The 24,333-nt window shown below is 72.0% G+C and carries 15 protein-coding genes, 1 tRNA gene and 1 other RNA gene; 11 read left to right on the top strand and 6 right to left on the bottom strand.

The window, feature by feature from the left end:
- Positions 1–170 precede the first annotated feature (170 nt).
- Positions 171–2,894 carry an ATP-binding cassette domain-containing protein gene (locus JJJ15_RS02635; RefSeq protein ID WP_200511357.1) on the top strand — a complete coding sequence of 908 codons (2,724 nt, stop codon included), beginning with the start codon at positions 171–173 and terminating at the stop codon, positions 2,892–2,894.
- 4 nt (positions 2,895–2,898) lie between these two features.
- On the opposite strand, the gene JJJ15_RS02630 is transcribed toward JJJ15_RS02635, so the two are convergent.
- Together JJJ15_RS02630 and JJJ15_RS02625 are read right to left on the bottom strand one after the other, a co-directional pair.
- Positions 2,899–5,439 (bottom strand): serine/threonine-protein kinase, encoded by a 2,541-nt coding sequence (locus JJJ15_RS02630; RefSeq protein WP_200511356.1) that lies wholly within the window; start codon positions 5,437–5,439, stop codon positions 2,899–2,901.
- Positions 5,440–5,537: 98 nt separating this feature from the next.
- Positions 5,538–7,562, bottom strand: coding sequence for a protein kinase (locus JJJ15_RS02625; RefSeq protein ID WP_200511355.1), 2,025 nt, complete (start codon positions 7,560–7,562; stop codon positions 5,538–5,540).
- A gap of 208 nt (positions 7,563–7,770) precedes the next feature.
- Here JJJ15_RS02625 and orn point away from each other — a divergent pair, with 208 nt between their 5' ends.
- From orn to JJJ15_RS02605, 4 genes are all read left to right on the top strand, one after another.
- Entirely contained in the window at positions 7,771–8,418 is a 648-nt protein-coding gene (gene orn, locus JJJ15_RS02620) for an oligoribonuclease (protein WP_281433032.1), read from the top strand.
- Between the two features lie 258 nt (positions 8,419–8,676).
- Positions 8,677–8,749, top strand: a tRNA-His gene (locus JJJ15_RS02615).
- Positions 8,750–9,013: 264 nt separating this feature from the next.
- Entirely contained in the window at positions 9,014–10,624 is a 1,611-nt protein-coding gene (locus JJJ15_RS02610; RefSeq protein WP_200511354.1) for a GTPase, read from the top strand.
- Positions 10,617–12,089: a GTPase gene (locus tag JJJ15_RS02605; protein ID WP_106109352.1), complete on the top strand. Its 1,473-nt coding sequence runs from the start codon at positions 10,617–10,619 to the stop codon at positions 12,087–12,089. The genes JJJ15_RS02610 and JJJ15_RS02605 overlap by 8 nt, the downstream gene beginning before the upstream one ends.
- 8 nt (positions 12,090–12,097) lie before the next feature.
- Here the strand turns inward: JJJ15_RS02605 and JJJ15_RS02600 are convergent, their stop codons facing one another.
- Positions 12,098–12,745 (bottom strand): hypothetical protein, encoded by a 648-nt coding sequence (locus tag JJJ15_RS02600; RefSeq protein WP_246742119.1) that lies wholly within the window; start codon positions 12,743–12,745, stop codon positions 12,098–12,100.
- 136 nt (positions 12,746–12,881) lie between these two features.
- Between JJJ15_RS02600 and ftsE the strand changes: the two genes are divergently transcribed.
- The 5 genes from ftsE to ssrA all read left to right on the top strand — a co-directional run bounded on the left by ftsE (position 12,882) and on the right by ssrA (position 16,971).
- A complete protein-coding gene (gene ftsE / locus JJJ15_RS02595) occupies positions 12,882–13,571 on the top strand; it encodes a cell division ATP-binding protein FtsE (protein ID WP_106109351.1) in 690 nt (229 codons plus the stop codon).
- Between the two features lie 12 nt (positions 13,572–13,583).
- On the top strand, positions 13,584–14,501 hold the full coding sequence (ftsX, locus tag JJJ15_RS02590) for a permease-like cell division protein FtsX (protein ID WP_200511353.1): 918 nt from the start codon (positions 13,584–13,586) through the stop codon (positions 14,499–14,501).
- Positions 14,502–14,588: 87 nt separating this feature from the next.
- Positions 14,589–15,851, top strand: a complete 1,263-nt coding sequence (locus JJJ15_RS02585) for a M23 family metallopeptidase (protein ID WP_200511893.1) — start codon at positions 14,589–14,591, stop codon at positions 15,849–15,851.
- A gap of 140 nt (positions 15,852–15,991) precedes the next feature.
- Positions 15,992–16,522, top strand: a complete 531-nt coding sequence (gene smpB / locus JJJ15_RS02580) for an SsrA-binding protein SmpB (RefSeq protein WP_106109348.1) — start codon at positions 15,992–15,994, stop codon at positions 16,520–16,522.
- A 78-nt stretch (positions 16,523–16,600) separates the two neighbouring features.
- Positions 16,601–16,971: a transfer-messenger RNA gene (ssrA, locus tag JJJ15_RS02575) on the top strand.
- A 224-nt stretch (positions 16,972–17,195) separates the two neighbouring features.
- Here the strand turns inward: ssrA and JJJ15_RS02570 are convergent.
- From JJJ15_RS02570 to JJJ15_RS02560, 3 genes are all read right to left on the bottom strand, one after another.
- Positions 17,196–18,035 carry a Sir2 family NAD-dependent protein deacetylase gene (locus JJJ15_RS02570; protein WP_106110678.1) on the bottom strand — a complete coding sequence of 280 codons (840 nt, stop codon included), beginning with the start codon at positions 18,033–18,035 and terminating at the stop codon, positions 17,196–17,198.
- Between the two features lie 135 nt (positions 18,036–18,170).
- Positions 18,171–18,701, bottom strand: a complete 531-nt coding sequence (locus tag JJJ15_RS02565) for a methylated-DNA--[protein]-cysteine S-methyltransferase (RefSeq protein WP_200511352.1) — start codon at positions 18,699–18,701, stop codon at positions 18,171–18,173.
- 11 nt (positions 18,702–18,712) lie between these two features.
- Complete coding sequence (locus tag JJJ15_RS02560; protein ID WP_200511351.1) at positions 18,713–21,436, bottom strand: DEAD/DEAH box helicase; 2,724 nt, start codon at positions 21,434–21,436, stop codon at positions 18,713–18,715.
- Positions 21,437–22,671: 1,235 nt separating this feature from the next.
- Between JJJ15_RS02560 and JJJ15_RS02555 the strand changes: the two genes are divergently transcribed.
- Positions 22,672–24,174: an alanine/glycine:cation symporter family protein gene (locus JJJ15_RS02555; protein ID WP_200511350.1), complete on the top strand. Its 1,503-nt coding sequence runs from the start codon at positions 22,672–22,674 to the stop codon at positions 24,172–24,174.
- Positions 24,175–24,333: the final 159 nt, after the last annotated feature.

Raw genomic sequence — 24,333 nt, 5'->3', positions numbered from 1 at the left:
ACCCGTTTTCCGTAGGCAGGAGCCCAGCCCGTCACAGAGGTGGTCGCGGCCTGGCGGACGAGCCCGCCGGCGGCCCACCGCGCCCCGCCGTGTCACGCTCCGCCCCGCCGAGCGCCCCGGAGCCACTACAGTGAGACCAACGTGATTCCCAGCGTACCGAAAGGGCCTCCGTGACTCAGAACCCCGCGCAGCCGTCTGCTGCCAACGGCCTTATCGTCTCCTCACTGTCGGCCCAGGGCTCCCAGCCTGCCCAGCAGTTCACCACCGCCTTCACCGTCGGGCGCTCCCAGGAATGTGATGTGCACGTGGTCCATCCCGTGGTCTCCCGCAGGCACCTGGAGGTGGTGCCCGAGGGGCGGGGCTGGAGAGTCAGGGCAGTGGGCCGCAACGGCATGATCGTGGACGGGGTGCTCTGCCGGGAGACCTTGGTGACCCGTCCGGTACGTATCCAGATCGGGGACACCTCCGGCCCGGGGATCGCCCTGACGCCCGCGCGCCTGCCAAGCGCCGCCAGCGCCGTCTCCGCGACCACCACCACGACCGGGATCCCCCCGCAGACCGCGCCGAGGCCTGTGCCCACGGTCCCGCCCGGCAGCGCCCCCTCCGCGGCCACGGTCCCGCCTGCCAGCGCCCCCTCCGCGGCGACGGGCCCGGTGGGCTACCCGCCCCGGTCCGGCCCGGGACCCGCCCCGGCCTCCTACTCCGCCCACCTCCCCCCGGCTGTCTACGGGGCCTCACCTCAGACCTCGCAGATCCGGCCCCAGACCGGGAGCATGCCGCCGGTGGCCCAGACCGGGAGCATGCCGCCGGTGACCCAGACCGGGAGCATGCCGCCGGTCCGCCACGCCCAGAGCGCGCCCACCGCGGTCCGCTCCTTCCGGGTCACCGACACCGCCACCATCGGGCGCGGACGTGACAACGCCATCCCCCTGCCCGACCCGCTGGTCTCCAAGCACCACGCCCGGGTGGACGCCACGGCCCAGGGCATTGTCGTCACCGACCTGGGCTCTACCAACGGCATCTTCTTCCGGGGCGTGCGCGTCCCCAGCCTGGTGGTCACCGAGCCCGTGGTCCTGGGTATGGGCTCCAACTTCGTGGCCATTAACCCCGATGGCCTGATCCAGGTCCAGGCGGCGGCTGGCTCCACCGGTGACCTGGTGGCCAAGGACATTGTCTTCACCGTCGACAACGGCCGTATGACCCTGCTGGACCAGATCTCCTTCTCCCTGAGCGGGCACGAGCTCCTGGCCGTCGTCGGCCCCTCGGGCGCGGGCAAGTCCACGCTCCTCAAGGCCCTCACCGGTGAGCAGAAGGCCCAGCACGGCGAGGTCCTCTTCGACGGCCTCAACGTCTACGAGCACTACCCGATTATGCGCAACAAGATCGGTGTGGTGCCTCAGACGGACGTCATCCACAGCGCCCTGACCGTGCGTCAGACCCTGAACTACGCCGCTGAGCTGCGCTTCGCCAAGGACGTCACCAAGGCCGAGCGCACCGCGCGCATTGACCAGGTCCTGGAGGATCTGGACCTGACCCCCCACGTGGACAAGCGCGTCAAGAAGCTCTCGGGCGGACAGAAGAAGCGCGTGTCCACCGCCATCGAGCTGCTCACCAGCCCCTCCCTGCTGTTCCTGGACGAGCCCACCAGCGGCCTGGACCCCCAGCTCGACCGTGACGTCATGCAGCTCCTGGCCAGCCTGGCCCACGGCACCCGCCCCGGGGACTCCGGCCGCACGGTCGTGGTGGTCACCCACAACGAGACCCACATTGACCGGGCCGACAAGGTCCTCATCCTGGCCGCCGGGGGCAAGCCCGTCTACTACGGCCCGCCCAGCCACGTGCTGCCCTACTTCCAGGAGCGTCTGACCGAGATCGCCGCCCGGGGCGAGCTCATGCCCAACCCCCCGCGCGGGACCCTGGCCGACCCGACCGCCATTAACGGCTACGCGGACGTCTACGCGCTCATGCGTAACCACACCCCCTCCCTGCGGGCGCACCTGGAGGCCACGGTCCCCTCCACCCGGCGCGGCCAGAGCAGCCAGTCCAGGCCGGTCGGGCAGCAGGGCCCCACGGAGCCGCCGCCCCGTCCCCTGGCGCGCCAGATCTCCACCCTGGTCCGCCGCCAGCTGCGGATCGTCCTGGCCGACCCCTCCTACCTGGGCTTTATGCTCATCCTGCCCGTCATCATGGGCCTGCTCACCAAGGTCATCGAGGGCAAGACCGGTTTCGCCCTGCCCGATCCCCCCAAGCCCTCCGGGCAGGCCCGTATGCTGCTCGTCGTCATGGTCATTAGCGCCATCTTCGCGGGCATGTCGGCCACTATCCGCGACCTGGTCAAGGAACGGGACATCTTCCTGCGCGAGGCCGCCGTCGGGCTGAGACCGGGGGCCTACATGGGCTCCAAGACGGTCATGCTCGCCCTGGTCGTCACCGTCCAGACCTCCCTCATGGTGGGTATCGCGCTGCTGCTCAACGACGCCCCCAGCGGGGCCGCCGCCCTGGGCGGGGCCAGCCTGGAGCTGTACGTGGACTGCTGGCTCTCAGGCTTTGTCGCGGGGATCCTGGGACTGGCGGTCTCGGCCCTGGTGTCCACCTCCGAGCAGGTCATGCCGGTCCTGGTGGTGACCATTATGACCCAGCTGGTGTTCTCCGGGGGGTTCGTGACGGTGACCGGCAGGGCCGTGCTCGACCAGATCAGCTGGCTCATGCCGGCGCGCTGGGGCTACGCCCTGGTCGCCTCCACCGTGGACATGAACGGCATGACGCCCAGCCCTGACGCCCTGTGGAACCACAGCGCGGGCCAGTGGTGGTGGGACGCCCTCGTGCTCCTGGTGCTGGGGGCCATTGCCGCGGCGGCCTGCCTGAGGGTCCTGGTCCACCAGGCCCGCCGGTGACGGCCTACCTCCTGAGGACGGTGTAGACCACCAGGTCCCCGTAGCTGCCGCCCTGGGTCACCAGGAGACGTACCTGGCTGGGCTGACCCGGCGCGGCGACCACGCCCGTGTAGGTTCCCCGTACCTCCCACACCGGCCGACCGGTGGCCGTGGAGTAGGCGACGACCCTGTCCCCGGCGGCGTCCGAGGCGGAGTCGGGCTGGCCCACCTGCATGAGCAGGTCCTCGCCCAGGGTGCCCAGGGGCCTGAGGAGGCAGACCTCCTGGGAGCCCCGCCGGGGGAGCGCCAGCTGCGTGCCTCCTGCCGAGGCCGTGCAGGTGCTGGTGTCCACGGTGACGTCCACGACGCGGTCAGGGCCGATGGCCTGGAGCGCCGAGGGGTTCTTGGCGGCCGCGGTGTAGGCCTGTGCCAGCCTCTCGGCGTCCAGGGGGGCCGAGGAGGCCCAGGTCGGCGGGTTCCTGAAGGTCCCCGGCACGCTCCTCACCTGGCTGCCGCTGGCGTTGTAGACCGTGGCGCCCTCGGAGGTGACGCGGGAGAAGGCCGCGGTCCCGGTGCCGATATTGAAGCCCCCCGGCCAGGCGCGGTCCTCCGGGTCGAAGTCGGGCTCCTTGTCCAGGGCGGAGACCAGGACCTCACCGGTGGCTGCTGACAGGACCTGCACCGAGTCGGAGTTGTCCTCGTAGGTCAGGACGAAGCCGTTGCGCACCATCCCCTTGGAGTAGGCCCCGGCGGCCCGCCACACCTCCTTGCCCTGGGTGTCCAGGGCAATGAGGTCGCCGTTAGAGCGGTTCCTGGCCTTGTCGACGACGACGGCGTAGTCCTGGGTGGCGCCTACGTACACCGTGTCCTCGGGACCGGGGACGGCTGTGGTCCCGCCTGTGCTGACCAGGACGCTCCTGCTGGAGGAGGGCTGCTGGCACAGCAGGGTCCTCGCGTTCCAGAAGACGGCCTTGTAGCAGTCCCCGCTCCAGACGGGGGCCTTGTCACTGCTGGTGAGGTCGTACAGGGACCACGTGCCCGAGGACCTGGCGGCCAGCATGCCCCCGCCCGGGGCCAGGGCGGCCTCGGAGACGTTGGCCAGACGCTGGTCCTCCCGGGCGGAGTTGCCTACCGGCAGGGCGGCGAGCCAGCCCGGGTAGTCCCGGGTGCTGCTACCCCACCACCACGCCCCGGCTCCCGCCGCGGCCAGGGCGAGTACCACCAGCACCACTGTCACGCCGACCCACCGGCGCCTGCGGCGGGGCCCACCGCGCCGGGGGCCGCCTGGGGGCCGGGAGTTGGCCGGGGAGCCCCCGGGTCCAGGGGCCGGGGCCCCGTGCCACCCGGTGACGGGCCCGTCACCGGTCCCGTAGGCCCTGGTGGGCCCCTCTGCCGGGGCCGGGGCGATACCGTACCCGGCCTGTGCACCCGCCATGGGGGACGTGCGGTCCTGCGGGGTCACGAGAGTCGGCCCGACCCGTGCCCCGGGGGCCGCGGGGGCGCCCGGGGCCGGTGCGGTCCCCCCGGGGGAGCCTCCCGCCGGGCCCGGCCGCGCTGGTGGGCCGGAGCCTGCCGGTCCCGCGCCTGCGGTGCCAGGGGCCAGGGCCCCGGGGTAGTCCCAGTCGTAGGGGAGGGCTGAGGGCGCGGACGGGGGAGGGGCCGGGAGCCTGGGGGCGGCGGGCAGACCTGCCAGGGCCGTCTCCATGACCTCCAGGCTCCGGGCCACCACGTCGGCGTCGGGACGGTCCTGCGGGTGCTTGGCCAGCATGGCGGCCATGAGCTCCCACAGGGGGTCCGGGACGCCGTCGGGCCGTCCGGGGTCACGGCGGGCGTGCTGGTGCAGCAGCTGGGCGGGCTCACCGAGGAAGGGCGGCACGGCGCAGGCCATGACGTAGAGCATGACCCCCAGGGAGTAGACGTCCGCCGCGGGGGTGGGGGCCTGCGGGGACAGGATCTCGGGGGCCATGTACAGGGGGGTCCCGATGGCGCCCGTGGCCTGCGCGGCGGTGAGGGTGTCGCAGATGCGGGCCACCCCGAAGTCCCCCACCCGGGGTACCACGGCGCCCTGCCCACCGCCTGCGGGCGTGCCCCGGGGGGCTGGCGCGACGCCGTCGTGGCCTGGGCTGGCCGCGCTCAGGAGGATATTGGCGGGCTTGACGTCCCGGTGGACCACCCCGGCGTGGTGGACGGCGGCCAGGCCCCGGGCGATACGTGACCCCAGGGCGGCCAGGCGTGCCGGCGGCAGCGGGCCCTCGGTGCGCAGCAGCCCGGACAGGTCCCCGCCGTCGACGTAGTCCATGACAATGGCGAAGGTGGATCCCTCGATGACGACGTCGCGGATGGCCACCACGTAGGGGCTGCGCACCCGCAGCAGGGTGGAGCGCTCCTTAATAAACCGCTCCACCACGGCGGGGTCGTCCACCAGGTCGGCCCGTAGGACCTTGAAGGCCAGGGGCTCGGTGGAGTCCACGTGGTGACCGCGCCAGACCTCCCCCTGGGCGCCCGCGCCCACCCGCTCCGTAAGGACGTAGGAGCTTCCGAGACGGCGGGCGGGGGTGTCGGTCATGGGGGCTCCCGGGTTCGTGGTCGTGGGCAGACGGCTCGCTTACGTGTACGCGACCCTACCCGCCAGGCACGCCTCCTGGCGGGTAGGGTCGGGGGCTGCTAGTTGCCCTTGTTGAGCTCGTCGAGGCTGGGCACCTGGTCGGGGCTGCCCTCCAGGGCGGCGTCCCCCAGGACCACGCTGGCGTTGTTCCCCGTGGTGCGGGTGACCACGATCTTGAGGCGCAGGACGTTGGTCATGTCCAGGTCCAGGTCGGTGAACGTCCCGAAGGAGACGGTCTCGGTCTTGAGCAGCGTCTGGTCGGCGTAGAAGTCCACCGTAAAGGTGGCGTCGGCGTCCTTGGAGTTGTCGCTCAGGCCCAGCTTGCCGGACAGGTGGGTGAAGTGGCGTCCCAGGTTCCACTCAGTGCTGCTATCCCTGGCGTATTCCGCGTTGTAAATGGAGTGGGCGTACTTCTGCCCATTGAGGGTCGCCGGGTTTGAGGAAAACGCGTTGGAGGTCACTGCCTTGAGGTCGGAGAGGTAGATAGTGGCCACCTTGGCGCCAATGGTCAGGGTGACCTCGGTGGGCACGGCCGCCCCGGCGGCCGGGTCGGTCTCCAGGACCTTACCGACCTTGGAGGCGTCGGAGACCGACTTCTGCTTGATCTTGACCGTGATACTGCCAGGCAGGGCCTTCTTGGCCTCGGCCTCGGTCTTGCCCACCAGGTCGGGCATGGAGGTGAGCTTTGAGGGCGTGGCCGACGCCGTGGCCGATGCCGTAGCCGACGCTGTGGCCGACGCCGTGACCGAGGGCCTGGTCGAGGGGGTGGGTGAGGGCGTCGGGCCGGGATCCGTGGTGGTGACCGGTGCGGGCCCGGCCTTGTCCTCGCCCGTGTCCCTCAGGAGGTAGAAGGCGCCCGCGCCACCGGCTCCCAGGAGCACGAGTGCCACCACCAGGGCCACCACCAGCCCCCGCCGCCGCTTCTTGGCGGGCGCTGCGGGGCCGGCAGCGGCGTCAGCGGCCTCCGGCGCACCGGGGGCACCTGGGGCTCCGGGGGCCGGCACTCCCGGGCCCGCTGGCATGCCGGGGTAGGAGGCAGCACTGGACGCGGAGCCAGGCACCCCCGGACTTGCTGGCACCCCCGGGTAGGAGGCGGCGCTGGCCGCGGAGCCAGATACCCCCGGGTAGGAGGCGGCGCTGGCGGCGGAGGCTGAGGGGACCGCGGGCAGGACCCCGGTGGCCGGGATGCCGGCGACCATGGTCTGGTCCCCGCTGACCGGCGTCGCGGCCGGCAGGGCCTGCGGGGGCTCGGTGAGGGCGGGGGCGGGCGGGAGCTGCGCGAGCGTGGTGACCAGGGTGCTCAGGGCCTCGCGCACGGCGGTCATGGTGGGACGCGCGGCCGGGTCCTTGGCCGTCATGGCGGCAATCAGGTTCCACAGGGCGTCCGGCACGCCCTGGGGACGCCCGGGCAGGAGGCTGGCGTGGGCCTTAATGAGGTAGGCCGGGGTGCCCACGAACGGGGTGACGCCGCAGGAGAGCTCGTAGAGCACGATCCCCAGGGAGTACACGTCCATGGCGGGGGAGGCGGGCATGCCGTCAGCCACCTCCGGGGCCATGTACAGGGGTGTGCCCACGAACATGGTCGATCGGGTGGTGGAGGCGGAGTCGCAGATCCTGGCCACGCCGAAGTCGGCCACCTTGGGCGTAGGCGGGTCGGTGGCGGGGTCCAGGAGGATATTGGCGGGCTTGACGTCCCGGTGGACCACCCCGGCGGCGTGGATCGCCTCCAGGCCCACGGCGACCGAGGCGCCGATCCAGGCCACCATCGCCGGGCTCTGGGGGCCCTCGTGGTGCAGCTTCGCCGTCAGGTCGCCTCCTCCCACGTAGTCCATGACCAGGGCCAGGGTCTCCCCCTCGGCCACGATGTCGCGGATGCTGACCACCGCGGGGCTGGCGACCCGGCGCAGCGTCTCGCTCTCCTTGAGGAAGGCGCTGACCACCGAGCTCTCCTTGGCCAGGTCACGACGGAGGACCTTGAACGCCAGGACCTCCTGTGACCCGTCCGCGTGCCCGCGCCACACCTCCCCCTGAGCGCCGCTGCCAATACGCTCATCAAGGGTGTAGATGCTACCAAGCCTTTGCATAGTGGGCCTTTCCGTGGGGCCGGTACGGGGAACGGCTCTGACGGAGCCGGGACTATCGTAGACGGAGTGTGGTCTGCGACGAGACCGTGGGGCGGGGCAGGTTACTGCCTCGCCTGCCGGGTGCCGGGCGGGACGTCGGACGGTGGTGGGGAGGCGCCGTCACTGTGTGGGTGAGGCTGCGCGGGCGGCCGGAGGATAGACTCTGTTCGTGAGCAAGCAGAGTACCTCCGACCCCCTGGTGTGGATCGACTGTGAGATGACCGGCCTGGACCTCGACGCTGACGCTCTCATTGAGGTGGCCGTCATTGTCACCGACTACGAGCTGCGCCCCCAGGGTGAGGGGATCGACGTCCTCATCCGTCCCCCGGCCGCCGCCCTGGAGCAGATGAACGACTTCGTGCGGAAGATGCACACCTCCTCGGGGCTGCTGGCGGAGCTGGAGGGCGGGCTGCCTCTGGAGCAGGCCCGCAGGCAGGTCCTGGACTACGTGCGTTCCCTGGTGCCCGAGCCCCGTACGGCCCAGCTCGCGGGCAACTCCGTGGGTACCGACAAGGCGTTCCTGGTGCGGGACATGCCCGAGCTGGTGGACCACCTCCACTACCGGGTGGTGGACGTCTCCAGCATTAAGGAGCTGGCCAAGCGGTGGTACCCGCGCACCTACTTCCGCTCCCCGGAGAAGCACGGGGGCCACCGGGCCCTGGCGGACATCGCGGAGTCCATTGACGAGCTGCGCTACTACCGGGCGGTGCTCTTCCCCGCCGACGAGGGGCCCACGAGCGAGGCCTGCCAGGCGGCGGCGGAGCAGGTGCTCGCCAGCCCGACGGCGGAGGTCATGAGGCAGGCGGGCCCTCGCTGAGAGGCTACCCTGCCAGGAGGCCGCCCTGTCGGGACCGCCCCCCCCGGGCCCGCGCGGGTTCCTCGCCCTCTCGTGGTGGGCCCCGCCCGTTAACCTCCGCCCGGTGGACCGGGCCCCGGCCGGGCGGACGGTGCGTGCTGGCGTTCCCGGCGCCCTGCACCCTGCGGCGCCGGTACGTGATGCAGTCCACGGTGGGCGGATTGGTACCTCACGGGGCGAGTCGATAAAGTACGGCTCGTTGCGATTGCCCGCACGCTGGTGGCTGTAGCTCAGTTGGCAGAGCGCCTGGTTGTGGTCCAGGAGGTCGCGGGTTCAAACCCCGTCAGCCACCCCGAGTAAGGGGACGGCCCCGTACCGCCGGAAGGCGTGTACGGGGCCGTCTGCCGTGCCACGGCCTCCCGGGCCCAGGGCCACGCCCGGGTCCCTCCCGGCCAGCGGGGCCGCGGTAGGCGCGTTGTGGGCCCGATCCACCGCGGGAGGCCGCGTGCACGCCCGGGCGCGACGGGCCCGGGTCGGGCGGGTCGTGCGTGCGGGCATTTCCTCTCTGCGCGTGCGCCCTCCCCGTCGAGGTCCTTCCGACCTTAAAGTATGTTGTATGGCCCCTCCTGCCTCCCCAGTCCCCTCCAGCGGGGAAGCGTCCGTCAGCTCACTGAGCCGCAGCCAGCTCATGGACGTGCTCACGGACACTGCCCGTGACCTGGATAACCTCGACCTCAGTCTGACCGCTCCCGGGGTCGAGGCCGCACGTCGTGCCCGGGCCAGCCTGGTCGCCCAGATACGTGACCACGTCCTGCCCCGCCTGGCGGACGCGGACATCCCCGCCATTGTCGTGGTCGGTGGCTCCACGGGCGCGGGCAAGTCCACGCTCGTCAACTCCATCCTGGGCGCCGAGGTCTCCGAGGCGGGCGTCCTGCGTCCCACCACCCGGGTGCCCGTCCTGGTCGTCAACCCCGAGGACGCCCAGTCCCTGGCGGACCACCCGGTCACGGGGGTCTCGCGCCTGGTCACCTCCGAGGCCGTGCCCGCAGGCCTGGCCCTCGTGGACGCCTCCGACCTGGACAGCGTCCAGGAGGCCAACCGCACCCTGGCCTCGCGCCTGCTGGAGGCGGCGGACCTGTGGCTCTTCGTGACCACCGCCGCCCGCTACGGGGACCAGACCCCGTGGACCACGCTGGAGGAGGCGGCCAGGCGCCGCACCTCCATCGCCGTCGTCCTCAACCGGATCCCGGCCTCGATCCTGGCCGAGGTGCGCACCGACCTGGTGGCCCGCCTGGCCGGGCTGGGGCTGAGCGAGTCCCCCCTGTTCATCGTCCCCGACGCCGGCCCCCACGAGGGCCTGCTGACCGCCTCCTCCGTGGCCGAGCTGCGTACCTGGCTCCAGCTCCTGGCCGGGCGCCACCGCGCCGCCGGGCTGGTGCGCCGCACCGGACGGGCCCAGTGGACGGCCCTGCGCGCCGAGCTCACCCAGCTCGCCGAGGACGTGGACACCCAGGCCGACGCCGCCGCCGCCCTGGAGGCCGAGACCAGGATCCTGCGTCAGTCCCCGACCTCGGACCTCGCCCGTGACGTGGAGCTGGGCTCCTGCGGCGAGGGCGCTCCGACGACCCGCTGGCTGACCTCCGCCTCCGCCGGCGGCCCCCTGGCCTCCCTGGCCCAGGGCGGGCGCCTGGGACGCGGCTGGTTCGGACGGGCCACCCGGTCCCGTGCCGCCGCCCTGGCCGAGCTGGCCGTGGAGGTACGTGCCTGCGTGGCCTCCCGCCTGGAGGCCACCGTCGTGGCGGCCTCCGACGACGCCACCCGGGTGTGGCAGGAGGCCGGGGCCGGGACGGCGGCCGAGCGCCTGCTGCCCCGGAGCGTCGACGCCGTCGACGTCCTCAGGACGTGGTCCGATAGCGTGACTGAGGCCACTGTTACGGCGCCGAAAGGGCTGACCCCTGGCGCCACCGCCGACCTGCTGATCGCCGCCGCCGCCGGGGTGGAGGGGGCTCGCGGCGCCGCGGAGCGCCTGGGACTGGGCCAGGAGCTGGAGCGCGCCCAGACCTCCCTGACCCAGGCCCTCGGCGGTGCCCTCGCCGTCCTCCTGCCCGAGGGGGCGGCGGCCAGCCTGGCCCCTGACCCCTCGCTGGCCGCGGCCCTGCGCCTACGCGCCAGCGAGCTAGCTCCCTTCGCCCAGCCCGGAGGAACTGGAGGAATCGGCTATGACTGACACCGTGCTGGACGACCAGCACCTTCAGGAGCGCCTGGCCCGCATGAGACAGGCGCTGGACGCCTGCCCCACCGAGGTCCCCGCGAGCCTGGCCATCCCCGCCCGCACCGGGATGGACGAGGTCGCCAAGCGCCTGGCCCTGGGGGTGGACCACACCGTGGTCGCCTTCTTCGGCGGCACCGGCTCGGGCAAGTCCTCCCTGTTCAACGCCATCACCCAGCTGGACTTTGCCGACGTGGGGGCGCGTCGTCCTACCACCTCCCGGGCGGCGGCCTGCACCTGGGGCGACGACGCCGTCGCCCTCCTGGACTTCCTGGGCGTCAACGAGGACCGACGCATCCGCCGTGACTCCCTGCTGGACGCGACCGACCAGGACGACCTGGAGGGGCTGGTCCTCCTCGACGTGCCCGACTACGACTCGGTGACCACCGCCCACGCCCTCCAGGTGGACCGCCTCGTCCCGCTGGCGGACATCCTGGTGTGGGTGGTGGATCCCCAGAAGTACGCCGACGCCGCCCTGCACGAGGGCTACCTGCGGGGTCTGGGCGCCCGCCAGGAGGACATGCTCATCCTGGTCAACCAGATCGACACCCTGCCTGCCACGGGCGTGAACACGCTCCTGGCCGACGTACGTGAGCTCCTGGACGCCGACGGCCTGCGTGACGTGCAGGTCCTGCCGGTCTCGGCGGTGCGTGGGGACAACCTGGGCACCTTCCGCACCCTGCTGCGTGAGCGCGTCGCCCGGGAGTCCAACGCCGCCCGGACCGCCAGCGCCGAGATGGACGCCATTGCCCGGCGCCTGCGTCCCACCGTGGCGGAGCGCCTGGTACGTGTGGAGCCCGCCCTGGTGGCGGAGACCACCACCGCCCTCATCCAGGCCTCCGGCGCCGCCGCCGTGGAGGACTCCGTGCGGGCGGCGCTCGCCCACGCCCTGCCGCGTTCCCTGGCCCGTCCGGAACCTCCCTCCCGGGCGACGGTGGCCTCCATCCAGACCACCTGGCTGCGCCGCACCACCCACGGCCTGCCCCTGGTCTGGCTGCGCAGCGTGGAGGAGTCCGTCATCTCCCCCGAGGCGCTGGCCGCCCAGAGCACCGAGGCGGTGGGCAGCGTGCCCCTGCCCGGCCACCGTGCCCCGCTCATTGACCTCAGCTGGTGGGGCGGGATCCTGCTGTTCGTCATCGGCCTGGTCTGGGGCGGGATCGGCCTGTCCCAGGGCACCGTGGAGCCCGCCGCCGCGGCCGTGGGGCTGGTCGGCCTGCTCATGCTGAGCTGGTCCGCCTACCAGCGGCGGGTGCGGGCCCGCCGGGAGGCGACGCACTACGGCGAGCAGGTGCGCAGCCGTCTGGACACCGTGGTGGGCCGGGGGCTGGAGGCCCCGGCCACCGAGGTCCTGGGGCGTCACCGCCTCCTCCAGTCGGCGCTGGGGCTGCCCGAGACCCCCGGGCCTGAGGGCACCCGGGCCTGAGGCCCGGCTCACGGTGCCGTGGCGTGCGGGCCGGGCCGGCTCAGCAGCCAGCCCAGGTCAGCGGGGTGGGGGACACGCAGGGTCTCAATGAGCAGGCGCGTCACGGCCTGTGCGGTCGTCGCGTCGTCGGCAATGAGCCGGCTCATGACCTCACCCCCTGCCCACCCCAGGAGGGACAGCTCACTGCGGGCGGCGTCGCCCAGGAGCGCACGGCCCTGGGAGTCCAGGACCGGGACACCCACCTCGGTGCCCTCCCGTCGACCGGTGAGCACCACGCTGGGCGCCTCGGGGGAGGGCAGCAGCGCCCGCCTGCCCATGAGGCGTCCCACCAGGCCGGGGGCGGCCAGCTCCGAGGCGCTGACCGCGGGCGCGGGCGCCGTCAGCAGCAGCGTCGGGCGGGCGGCGTCGTCCTGGCCGCCGCGCAGGACCTGCCCCACCAGGCGCTCCAGGCCGGGGGTGAAGCGTGCCCAGGAGCCGCGGTCCACCAGGGCGTCGAGGTCCTGGGCGCCCTCACCCGGGGCGGTTTCCCCGCCCGGGCTGGCTTCCCCGCCCGGGCCGGTCACCCTGCTCGGCGGGCCGGTCACCCCGCTCGGGGTGGCCGGGGCCGGACCGGTGGGTTCGGGGACGTGGGGGGCGGAGGCGTGGGAGGCGGTCACGCTCTGAGGGTATCGGGGTGTGGTACACACCGGCCTCGGGCGTGTCTGCCGGGAAACACTCAGGTTGGCTGCGTACGGTGACGGCGGTAGGGGGACACGTGTGTGCGTGTGTCCGCGGCAGCGAGGGAAGCATGCGATGATCCGATTCGACCACGTGTCCAAGGTCTACAAGCGGGGGGCCCGGCCGGCGCTCGACGACGTCGAGATCAGGGTCGAGCGTGAGGAGTTCGTCTTCCTGGTGGGGGCGTCGGGCAGCGGGAAGTCCACCTTCCTGCGCCTGGTCCTGCGTGAGGAGCGCCCCACCTCCGGCTCCGTCCACGTCCTGGGGCGCGACCTGTCCCAGATCTCCACCTGGAAGGTCCCCCAGCTGCGGCGGCAGATAGGCTTCGTGTTCCAGGACTTCCGCCTGCTGGAGAACAAGACGGTGCTGGAGAACGTGGCCATTGCCTCCCAGGTGATCGGCAAGCCCCGTCACTACGTCCTCTCCGCCGTCCCCGAGGTGCTCAAGCTGGTGGGCCTGGCGGGCAAGGAGAAGCGCCTGCCCCACGAGCTCAGCGGCGGCGAGCAGCAGCGCGTGGCCATTGCCCGCGCCATGGTCAACCGTCCCAAGCTCCTGCTCGCCGACGAGCCCACCGGGAACCTCGACCCCACCACGTCGGTAGGCATTATCGGCCTCCTGGACCGTATCAACCGCCAGGGCACCACCGTGGTCATGGCGACCCACGACGACGAGATCGTCAACCAAATGCGTAAGCGCGTCATTGAGCTCAAGGCCGGTCAGGTGGTCCGTGACCAGTCCCACGGCTTCTACGGCTCGGACCGCTGAAGGAGAACCACAATGCGACTGCGCTTTATCCTGTCGGAGACCTTCAAGGGCCTGAGCCGTAATATCGCGATGACCATCTCGGTCATCCTGGTCTCGTTCGTGTCCCTGCTCTTCGTGGGCTCCTCCGCCCTGCTCCAGGACCAGATCTCCACCATGAAGGGGGCCTGGTACGACAAGGTGGAGGTGAGTGTCTTCATGTGCCCGCCGTCCTCCTCGTCCGCCAACTGCGTCAACGGGGAGGCCACCCAGGAGCAGATTGACGCGGTGGAGAGGCTGGTCAACTCGGACACCCTCAAGCCCTACGTGAAGAACTACGAGATCGAGTCCAAGGCCCAGGCCTACGCGAACTTTATGAAGGCCTACGGCAAGTCGGCGATCGGCCGCAACGCCACTGAGGCGATGATGCCGGTCTCCTTCCGTATCAAGCTCCACGACCCTGAGAAGTACCAGGTGGTGGCCGAGCAGTTCGCGGGGCGCGACGGGGTGGAGCGGGTCGTGGACCAGGGCGACACCCTCGAGCCCCTGTTCCTGGTCATGAACCGGGCCTCCTGGATCACCGGCGGCCTGGCGGCGGTCATGGCGGTGGCCGCGGTCCTGCTGATCTCCACCACGATCCGCCTGTCCGCCATGAGCCGGTCCAAGGAGACCGGGATTATGAGGCTGGTAGGGGCGTCAAACCTCTTTATCCAGCTTCCCTTTATGCTGGAGGGCGCCCTGGCGGCGCTCGTGGGCGCGCTCCTGGCCGTGGGCGCGCTGTGGGCCGGGGTGAACACCATTGTGGAGGGCTGGCTGGCCAAGTCCATCAAGTTCACGACGGCCTTTATCGGTACCGGTGACGTCCTGAGCCTGGCACCCTTCCTGGTGCTCGCCGCGATCCTCCTGGCTGCCGCGTCCTCGGCCTTCTCCTTGTCCAAGTACACGAGGGTCTGATTCTCCATGCTACCGACTACCCGTTTCACTGCGGACGCCCTTGCCCGACGGCCCTGGCGCCTCCGACGCCGGGGCGTGGCGGCGGCCATGGTGGCGCTCACCGTCATGGTCCTCGGCGTCGGGGGCGGGGCGCAGGCCGACGACCGCTCCGACGCCGCCGCGGAGCAGGCGGAGGCCGAGCAGCGCAGGGCCGAGCTGACCTCCTCCCTGGAGGGGGTCAGCGCCGAGCTCGGGCAGGCCTACCTCGACCTCCAGAACGCCAAGACCGCCCTGAGCACGGCCCAGACCGACCTGGCCACGGCCGAGGCCGACCTGGCCGCCAAGGAGCGCGAGCAGCAGACCATTACCAACCAGCTGGCCGTGGCACAGTCCACACTGACCACCCTGGAGCAGGAGGCCACCGGCTCCCAGGCCGCCACCCAGCAGAGCACCAGCTCGATCGGCCAGCTCGTGGTCTCCACCTACCAGGGGGAGAACTCCCTGACCTCCTGGACCTACGTGCTCTCCTCGGACTCCGTGGAGGACCTCACCCAGCGCGCCTCGGGCGTCGAGATCGGCTCCGCGGTCCAGGAGTCCGTCCTGGCCGCGGCCGAGACCGAGCGGGTCAAGGCCGAGAACCGCCAGGCCAGGCAGAAGGCCGCCACGCAGCGGGTGAGCGACCTCAAGAAGGACGCGGACGACGCCGCCGCGGCCGCCCAGACCGCCAAGGACACGGCACAGCAGAGGCGTGACGCCGTCGCCACCCTGGCGACCCAGAAGGCCAACGCCGCCTCCGTCCTGGAGACCCAGAAGGCGGGTCTGGAGGAGCAGCAGGCCCAGGCCAGTGCGGACGCGGCCGCGGCGGCGTCGCGGGTGGCCGAGATCGACGCCGCCAACCAGGTCGCCCTGAGCGAGGGCAGCGTGTCCTCCGTGCCAGCCTCCTCCATCCAGTCCGACTCCCTGGGCGAGGGCTACATCGGCCACCCCATCCCGGGGCCCCTGAGCGTCACCTCGCCCTTCGGGTACCGGATCCACCCGGTGACCGGCGTGGCCACAGGGCACCAGGGCGTGGACTTCGCGGCCAGCGAGGGCACCCCCCAGTACGCCGCGGTCTCCGGGACGGCGACCTACTGGAACTCCGCCTCCTGCGGCATCGGCATTGACATTAACGGCGGCTACATTGACGGGCACTCCTACGTCATCACCCTGTGCCACCTGTCCTCGCGCACCATTGCCGACGGGCAGTACGTCAACCGGGGCGACGTCGTCGGCCTGACCGGCTCCACCGGCTACGCCACCGGCCCCCACGTCCACTTCCAGGTGGCTCGGGACGGGGTCTACATCGACCCCATGACCCTGCCGGGCTTCTGAGCCGGCGCGCCGGGCGCCCGGGGCACGGGGGCGGGTGCGCCGGGGGCATGCGGTCCGCTCTTGACGTCTCGCGTACCCTAGGTCATTGCGGTGCCGCCAGGCCCGCCACGCGCCGACGCAGCCAGTGGAAGGAGACGCTCGTGCCCAGCAGGCCCAGCAGGCCCAGGAAGCCGACGGCGGGGGAGCGCGCGAAGGCCGCCTCCGACGCCCACAAGACGGTCGCGCGCAACCGCAAGGCGACCCACGACTACTTTATCGAGGACCGCTACGAGGCGGGACTGGTCCTGACCGGCACCGAGGTCAAGGCGCTGCGCATGGGCCGGGCCTCCCTGACCGAGGCGTGGATCGAGATCGACCGTCACGGTGAGGCCTGGCTCCAGGGCGCGCACATCCCCGAGTACCTCCAGGGCACGTGGAACAACCACTCCCCCCGGCGCAAGCGCAAGCTCCTGCTCCACCGCGCCCAGCTGGAGCGGCTGGCGCAGCGGGTGAGCGCCAAGGGCTACACGGTGGTGCCCCTGGAGCTGTACTTCCTGGGGGGCCGGGCCAAGATCGAGATCGCCCTGGCCCGTGGCAAGCAGGACTGGGACAAGCGCCAGTCCCTGCGCGAGGCCCAGGACAGGCGGGAGGCCGCCCGCGCCATGGCCTGGGCCAACCGGCGTCGAGGATGAGACCTATCTCACTTGACGGACGGTAGGCGTTTTCTTATAATCTGTAGTGGCTGGTTTCGGCTGGCTGACAACTCCACAGGGGATGATCGGTTTCGACGACGGTCGTGGGTTCAGGAGAAGCGGGTCGAGGATGCACAGTCATCTCGTCAACGCTCTGTGCGAACCAATAGGTGCCGATAACACTCGCACCGACTTCGCCCTCGCCGCCTGAGCGAGCCTCGAAGTCCGTCAGCCCGGGGAGCGCTTCCGCCCCGGTTCCTGGCGTCATCCAGGGAGCCACTGCCACGTCGCCCTGTCGACGGGTGACGTGGGACTCCTAGTCGGCTGAGCCCGTCGGCGTCCTTGTCCGCGTGAGACGCCGGGGCTGAGAAAATCACTAGCGGACTGCACCCGGAGAAGTCCTGTTGCACCACCGTCGGACGGGGGTTCGATTCCCCCCATCTCCACCACTCCACACGGTCAACGAGAACCCCCGCCACGGGGGCGTGCGTGGAACGCACGCGGGACGTGTGGATGCCGGCGGCCCAGTGGCCGCCAGTCCGCGGTGTCCGCGGGCACGGCAACCCGTTCCCCCGTGCCCGCGACCCGCTCTTCCCCCCCTCCTGCCTCGCCCCCCGTCCTGGGGCCACCGCGTGGCAGGCCGCGGGCGTCCGCACGGCACGGGGGCTCTGCGTCAGTGCGCCAGGTCCCGGGCGAGGCCACCCAGCACCTGAGAGGCGCCGCCCTCTATGCGCAGGTCGGCGACGTCGTCGACCATGGTGGGACCGCGGTTGATGACTGCCAGCGCCGCGCCGCACCCTACGGCCTGGCGCACCACCCACATGCCGGTGGACACCACCAGGCTGGTGCCCACCACGAGGACGACGTCACAGTGCCGGGCAGCCTCAAGGGACTGCCCCAGGGCCTCGGGGAGCCCCTCGCCGAAGAAGACAATGTCGGGCTTGAGCAGGCCGCCGCAGGTCTCGCAGTTGACGGCCCGGAAGCCGCACCCCTCGGCGGCGGCCCGGTCGGCCTGAGGGGTGATGGCGACCTGGGCGGGGTCGGTCTCACGGGGGTAGTCAGGGTTGAGCTGGCTCAGACGCCTGTCCAGGGCGGCGCGCGGGGTCAGGGCGCCGCAGGACAGGCACACGACACGGTCGTAGGCGCCGTGGAGCTCGTAGACGGTGCGCTGCCCGGCGCGGGAGTGGAGGCGGTCCACGTTCTGGGTGGACACGCCGGTGACCAGGCCGACGTCCTCCAGGCGGGCCAGGGCGCGGTGCGCGGGGGTGGGGGTCAGGGGCTCCAGGAGCCGCCACGTGGCGTGGTTGCGGGCCCAGACCCAGCGGTACCAGACGGGGTCGGTCACGAACTGCTCGTAGTCCACCGGGGCCACGGGGGTGGTGCCCACGCCCCGGTAGTCGGGGATCCCGGCGTCGGTGGAGACGCCCGCCCCGGTCACCACCAGGGTGCGCGCCCCGCGCACGACCTCGGCAAGGCGCCTCGTGGCGGGGTCCGGCTCGGTGTGGGTGCTCATACCCCAGGTGTACACCACCCACGACGCGCGGGCAGGAGGTTTCGCGCCCCTCTCACCCTCTATGCTCCCAGGACACCACCCACGACGCGCGGGCGGGAGGACTGACGCAGTAGGTGCAGGACGGGGGCGAGGGCGCTAGGGGAGGATGACGCCCTCGTGGGCCAGGAGCGCGGCCTTGCGCCATACCCCGCCGGCGTAGCCGGTCAGGGAACCGTCGGAGGCGACCACCCGGTGGCAGGGGACAATGACCGACAGGGGGTTGTGACCCACCGCCCCGCCCACGGCCTGGGCGGACATGGTCGGCCGCCCCAGCCGGGCGGCCGCCTGCCGGGCCAGCTCCCGGTAGGTCAGGGTGGTGCCGTAGGGGATCTTCTCAAGCATGCTCCACACCAGCTGGCGGAAGGCGGTCCCCTCTGCCAGCAGCGGCAGCTGCGCGGGGCGGGGGCGCTCACCGGCCACGTAGCGTTCCAGCCAGGTGACGGCGTCGAGTAGGATCGGGTGGTCCGGTGCGGGGACGAGTGGGCCCCGTAGGGTGGACAGGGCGTGGGCCTGCCCCTTGAACCAGGCGCCGACGAGGACGCCCTGAGGCCCCTGGTCCCGGGCGGCCAGGGTGATGTCGCCCCAGGGCGAGGTGTAGACGGTGCCCCAGGTGGTCGGGATCTCCATAACGGGCCCCCTCACCTCTGCGGGCCCACGCCCAGCAGCCGCAGGACCGCCTCGTCCTCCTTGTCCGAGGCGACCAGGTCCACCAGGAAGGTCAGGCGCCAGTCGTGGTCGCCCTCGGGGTCCTCGATAATCTGCGTGGCCAGCCACACCGGGCGCCCGGAGGCCTCCAGGGCCTCACGCAGCCGCTCACTGACCCCGGCGGCGGCCAGGGCCGTCTCGTCCGGGTCCTCCTCCAGGGGCGCCAGCGCCGCGCTCCGGGCCGCCTGGTCGGTGCCGATCCAGTCGTACTCCTCCCAGTAGCGTCCCAGGACCTCGTCCCAGCGCGCCTGGTCCCAGCCCGAGCCAGCGTCCAGGCGCGCCAGGCCCGCCACATCGTCGAGGTCCATGAGCTCGACGTGGCGGAACATGGCCCTGCGCACGGCCACCCGGAAGGCGTGCCGGTTGCGGGTGAAGGCCACGTGGCCGGTGGCGTCGGCCCCGAAGGCCCGCTCCGCCCCCGTTGAGTCGTCAGCCCCGGGCCGGTCTCCCCCCGGCCGGTCCCCGCCCAGCAGCGCGGCCCCCTCCTCGGCCCGCCCGTCCTGGGCGGCGCCCAGGGCCTCCCACTCGTCCAGCAGGGAGGAGTCCACGGCACGCACCAGTGCCCCCAGCCAGTCAATGAGCTCGACCACCTCCGGCGTGCGGTGCTCCTCGGGCACCACCTGGCGCAGTGCCCGGTAGGCGTCGGTGAGGTAGCGCAGCACCACGCCCTCGCTGCGTCCCAGCTCGTAGCGGGAGACCAGGTCGGAGAAGGTCATGGCGTTCTCCACCATCTCGCGCACCACGGACTTGGGTGCCAGCTCGAACTCCGCCACCCAGGGGTTGGCCTGCCGGTACATCTCCAGGGCCGGGGCCAGCAGCTCGGCCAGCGGCCGGGGCCAGGTGACCTCCTCCAGGGCCTCCATGCGCTCGTCGTAGTCCATGCCCTGGGCCTTCATGGCGGCCACCGCCTCGCCGCGGGCGGCCCGCTGCTGGGCGTACAGCAGCGGGCGCGGATCGTCCAGCGTGGCCTCGACCACGCTGACCACGTCCAGGGTGTGCTCGGGGGAGTCCACGCCCAGCAGGTCCATGGCGGCCAGGGCGAAGGGGGCCAGGGGCTGGTTGAGGGCGAAGTCCCCGGGCAGGTCCACGGCCAGGCGCAGGCGAGGGCGCCCGTCTGCGGCGGCCACCGCGCTGCTCACGTGCTCCAGGACCCCGGCGGTGCGCAGCGAGCGGTAGATGTCCAGGGCACGACGCACGTGGTGGCGGCGCTGCACCTGGGTGGACGGGACACGGGCCAGGAGGGCCGCCATGGCCTCCACCGGGTTGCCGGGCCGCTCCATGAGGTTGAGGACCATGGTGGTGGTGACCTGGAACTGGCTGGTCAGGGTCTCGGGGGTGGCGTCACGCAGGCGCAGGTAGGTCTTGTCGGTCCAGTTCACCCGCCCCTCGGGGGCCTTCTTGCGCACGATCCTGCGGCGCTTGCGCTCGTCGTCACCCGCCCTGGCCAGGGCCCGCGCGTTCTCAATGACGTGCTCGGGGGCCTGGACGACGACGTAGCCGCGGGTGTCGAAGCCCGCGCGCCCGGCCCGCCCGGCGATCTGGTGGAACTCCCGGGCCGTCAGGTGGCGCTCCCGGGCGCCGTCGAACTTGACCAGGGAGGTGAGGACCACGGTGCGGATGGGCACGTTAATGCCCACCCCCAGGGTGTCCGTGCCGCAGATGACCGCCAGCAGGCCCTCGCGTGCCAGCCTCTCCACCAGGCGCCGGTAGCGCGGCAGCATGCCGGCGTGGTGCACCCCGATGCCTGCGCGCAGCAGCCGCGAGAGCGTGGCCCCGAACCCGGCGCCGAAGCGGAAGCCCCCCAGGGCCGCCACGATCGCCCGCTTGCGTGAGGCCAGCCCCAGGTCCACGCTGAGCAGGGAGGTGGCCCGCTCCACCGCCTCCTTCTGGGAGAAGTGGACCACGTAGACGGGGGCCTTGTCCTGGGCCACCAGGCGGGTCAGGAGGTCGCCGATAGCCTCCACCGAGTACTCCATCTCCAGGGGCACCGGGCGCACGGCGTCGTCCACGACGGCGACCTCGCGTCCGGTGCGCGCCTGAAGGTCCTTGACGAACCAGCTGACGTCCCCCAGGGTGGCCGACATCAGCACCATCTGGGCCTGGGGGAGCTCGAGGTAGGGCACCTGCCAGGCCCACCCCCGCTGGGGGTCGGCGTAGTAGTGGAACTCGTCCATGACCACGGTGTCCACGTCCAGCCCCTCGCCCTCGCGCAGGGACTGGTTGGCCAGGATCTCCGCGGTGCAGCAGATAATGGGGGCGAGGGCGTTAATGGAGGTGTCCCCGGTGACCATGCCCACGTTGCTGGCCCCGAACAGGCGTACCAGCTCAAAGAACTTCTCGCTCACCAGGGCCTTGAGGGGGGCCGTGTAGTAGGAGCGCTCCCCGCGGGCCAGGGAGGCGGTGTGGGCGGCCAGGGCGATCATGGACTTGCCCGACCCGGTGGGGGTGGCGGCAATGACGTGGCGGCCCTCCAGGATGTGGCCCAGGGCCTCGTCCTGGTGGGGGTAGAGGGGCCGGCCGGTCTCCTCGGCCCAGGTGCTAAAGGCCAGGTAGACGTCCTCCGGGGCGGGGACGCGCTCGGGGTCCGAGGCGGGGATGAGGGAGTCCAGGAGCGCGTTGAGGGCCGGGACGTGGGCCGCGGAGCCGGAGGGAGCCATGGCCTCATGCTCTCACGACCGGGCTCGGGCTCCCCGCCAGCTCGTCCTGGTGGTCTCACCGGTTCATGCTCTTGCGGCTGGGGCCGGGCCCTCCGGCCTACCGCGGCGGGTGCGCTCTGCGTACCTGCCAGAGCGGTTCCCTGCCGCTGTGGCGCGGGCGGGATAAGCGCAAGGGCCACATCCTGCGCCCACAGGGCGATGTCTCCCTGTGTAGTGCGGACTGGATTGGACGGGACCGCCGCCGCCGGCGCCTCCCTGTGTAGCGCGGGCGGGATCTGGTTGCGAGCTTGCTCTGTCCGTGTCGTGTGCCGGGGTGCGGTGACCGGAGCCTTCCGTTGCTGGGTCCGGGCGGTCTCGGACGGGCCGTCAACTGGTCCGGTGGCGGCAGGCCGCGTCGCGGCGGCTGTCCGGGGATGCGGCGGTCCTCCTGTCTCCTGGTGGAGTGGGCCGGTGCGGCGTCCAGGGGAACATTTTGCGCAGAGGGTAACCGATTGCGCAGAAGGTGACCTGGATTCGTTACCTTCTGCGCAAGACGTCACCCTGCGCACAAAATGTCCCGCCCTGCGCAGGACGTCCCCGCACGCCGCCCTCTGGGCGGTCTGCCGTCTGTCTGCCGACCCGGTTTCGTGCGCGTGTCGCAATCTGAGGATCAGAACGAGGGCCACCTTTGGCCGCGCCAAGTCCCAGGCCCCTGACCTGCGTGGACATTGGATGCACAAAGGTGAGAACGGGGTGGGGTCGGCTCTGATCCTCAGATTGCGACAGAACCGTCCACCCAGCACTGCCAGGGCCGCGCATAAGCGCCGCGTATAGCCTCCTCCCGGGGCGAGACAGGCCACCTCGGCTTTGTCCATTCGCCCCTGCCGCCCTCCCCCCGGAGCGGGGCAGGCCACCTGTTGCGACCAGGGCCATCCGCGCGCCAGCTCCTCCCCACCCGGGCCGGTGGCGTGCCAGAGGCACAGGCTGGCACTCACCCGCACGGCTGGACCGGTGTGCTCAGTGAGCACCCGGCTGCGCCCGAGTCGGGCCAGGCCCCTGAGGCGGCCACCTGACGGCACCAGGGTGCGCCCGGTCGGTGCCCGGGGCCGGCAGTGACGCGGCGACCCCGCCCGGGCCCATCCGGTGCCCAGAATACGGTCAGGTGAGCAGGGCGCCCCGGTCCGTGCGACTATGTACCAGCCCCTGACCACCGCCGGGAGGGCGCACGGACCGGCAGCAGCGGAGATTGAGAGCAGATGAGCACAGAAACGACCCCCACCGGGCTCAAGGAGATCGGGGACGCGCTCAACCAGGTCGACGACGTCTTCTACACCTACGTCCTGGCGGCGCTCCTCATTGCGGTGGGCCTCTACCTGACCGTGCGCACCCGCGGCGTCCAGATCCGCCACCTGGGCACCATGCTCACCTCCCTGACCCTCTCGCGCCGGGGGGCCGACGGCGGTATCTCCTCCTTCCAGGCCTTCGCCATCGGTCTGGCCGCGCGCGTGGGCATCGGCAACGTGGCCGGCGTCGCCCTGGCGGTGGTGGCCGGCGGCCCCGGGGCGCTGTTCTGGATGTGGGTCGTGGCCCTCATCGGCATGGCCACCAGCTTCGTGGAGTCCACCCTGGCGCAGATCTTCAAGGAGCGCGGCCGTGACTTCACCTACCGCGGGGGACCGGCCTACTACATGAAGAACGGGCTCGGCTCGCGCGCCTGGGGCCGGGTCTTCGCGCTCCTGTTCATCGTGGCCGTGGGGGTGACCGTGGTCATGGTCCAGACCAACACCCTGGCCGAGGTCGTGGGCGCCACCGTGTCCTCGGTGCGGCCCTGGATGGTGGGGGTCTTCCTGGTCATGCTCACCGCTCCGGTGGTCCTGGGCGGGCTGAGGTCCGTGGCCCGGGTCACGGAGTGGATGGCCCCGGTCATGGCCGTGGTCTACGTGCTGGTGGCCCTCCTCGTCCTGCTGACCCACCTCGGCCAGGTCCCCACCGTCCTCAGCCAGGTCGTCCGCGGGGCCTTCGGCGCCGACCAGGCCCTGTACGGCGTCGCCGGGGGCGTGGTGGCCGCCGTCCTCAACGGCCTGCGCCGCGGCCTGTTCTCCAACGAGGCGGGCCTGGGCACCGTCCCCAACGCGGCCGGCACCGCCACCACCCGCCACCCGGTGCGCCAGGGGCTCATCCAGTCCTTCGGCGTCTTCATCGACACCATGCTGGTGTGTACCGCCACCGGCCTGCTCATCCTCCTGGCCACCGGCACCTACCACCCCGGTGACAAGCGGGCCCGGGGCGCGGTGCTCACCCAGCAGGCCGTCGTGGAGCACCTGGGGGGCTGGACCACCTGGCCCATGGTGGTCCTCATCTTCGTCCTGGTCTTCTCCACCGTCCTGGGCTGCTACTCCTACGCCCAGGTCAACGTCAACTTCCTGGGCGGCGAGCGCCGCGGTGAGCAGGTCCTGGGGGTGGTCCTGACGGCGGCGAGCTTCGGCGGCTGCATGCTCTCCCTGCCCGTGGTCTGGGCCCTGAGCGACATCGCCCTGGGGCTGCTGGGTATTGTCAACCTGGTCGTCATCGTGCGCCTGACGCCGTGGGCCGTGGGCGCCCTGAAGGACTTCGAGGCCCAGAGCGCCGTCGGCGTGGAGCCGGTCTTCGTGGGGCACGGCAACCCCTACCTGCCCGGGGACGTGGTGCCCGGGATCTGGGAGGCCGACGACGCCGTCCGCCTGACCGCCGACCCCCTGGCGCGCGGGACGCAGGACTGAGCCGCCTCGCACGACCGACAGCCCACAGGACCTTTACGCGAGCGAAACATCCGGGCGCCTACGGTGGGTTAGTCCCTACCGGCGTCGTACGGCCCCGGACCGGTTCGCGCGCCCCGGCCCCGGGTCCGTGCCCGGCGCGGTCCTGGGCCTGCGACCTGG

The organism is Actinomyces sp. HMT897 (assembly GCF_016626125.1).
In the GTDB taxonomy this organism is placed as follows: Bacteria; Actinomycetota; Actinomycetes; order Actinomycetales; family Actinomycetaceae; genus Actinomyces.
The sequence above is the reverse complement of the archived record's forward strand: the minus strand, read 5'-3'. Positions and strand labels throughout refer to the sequence as shown.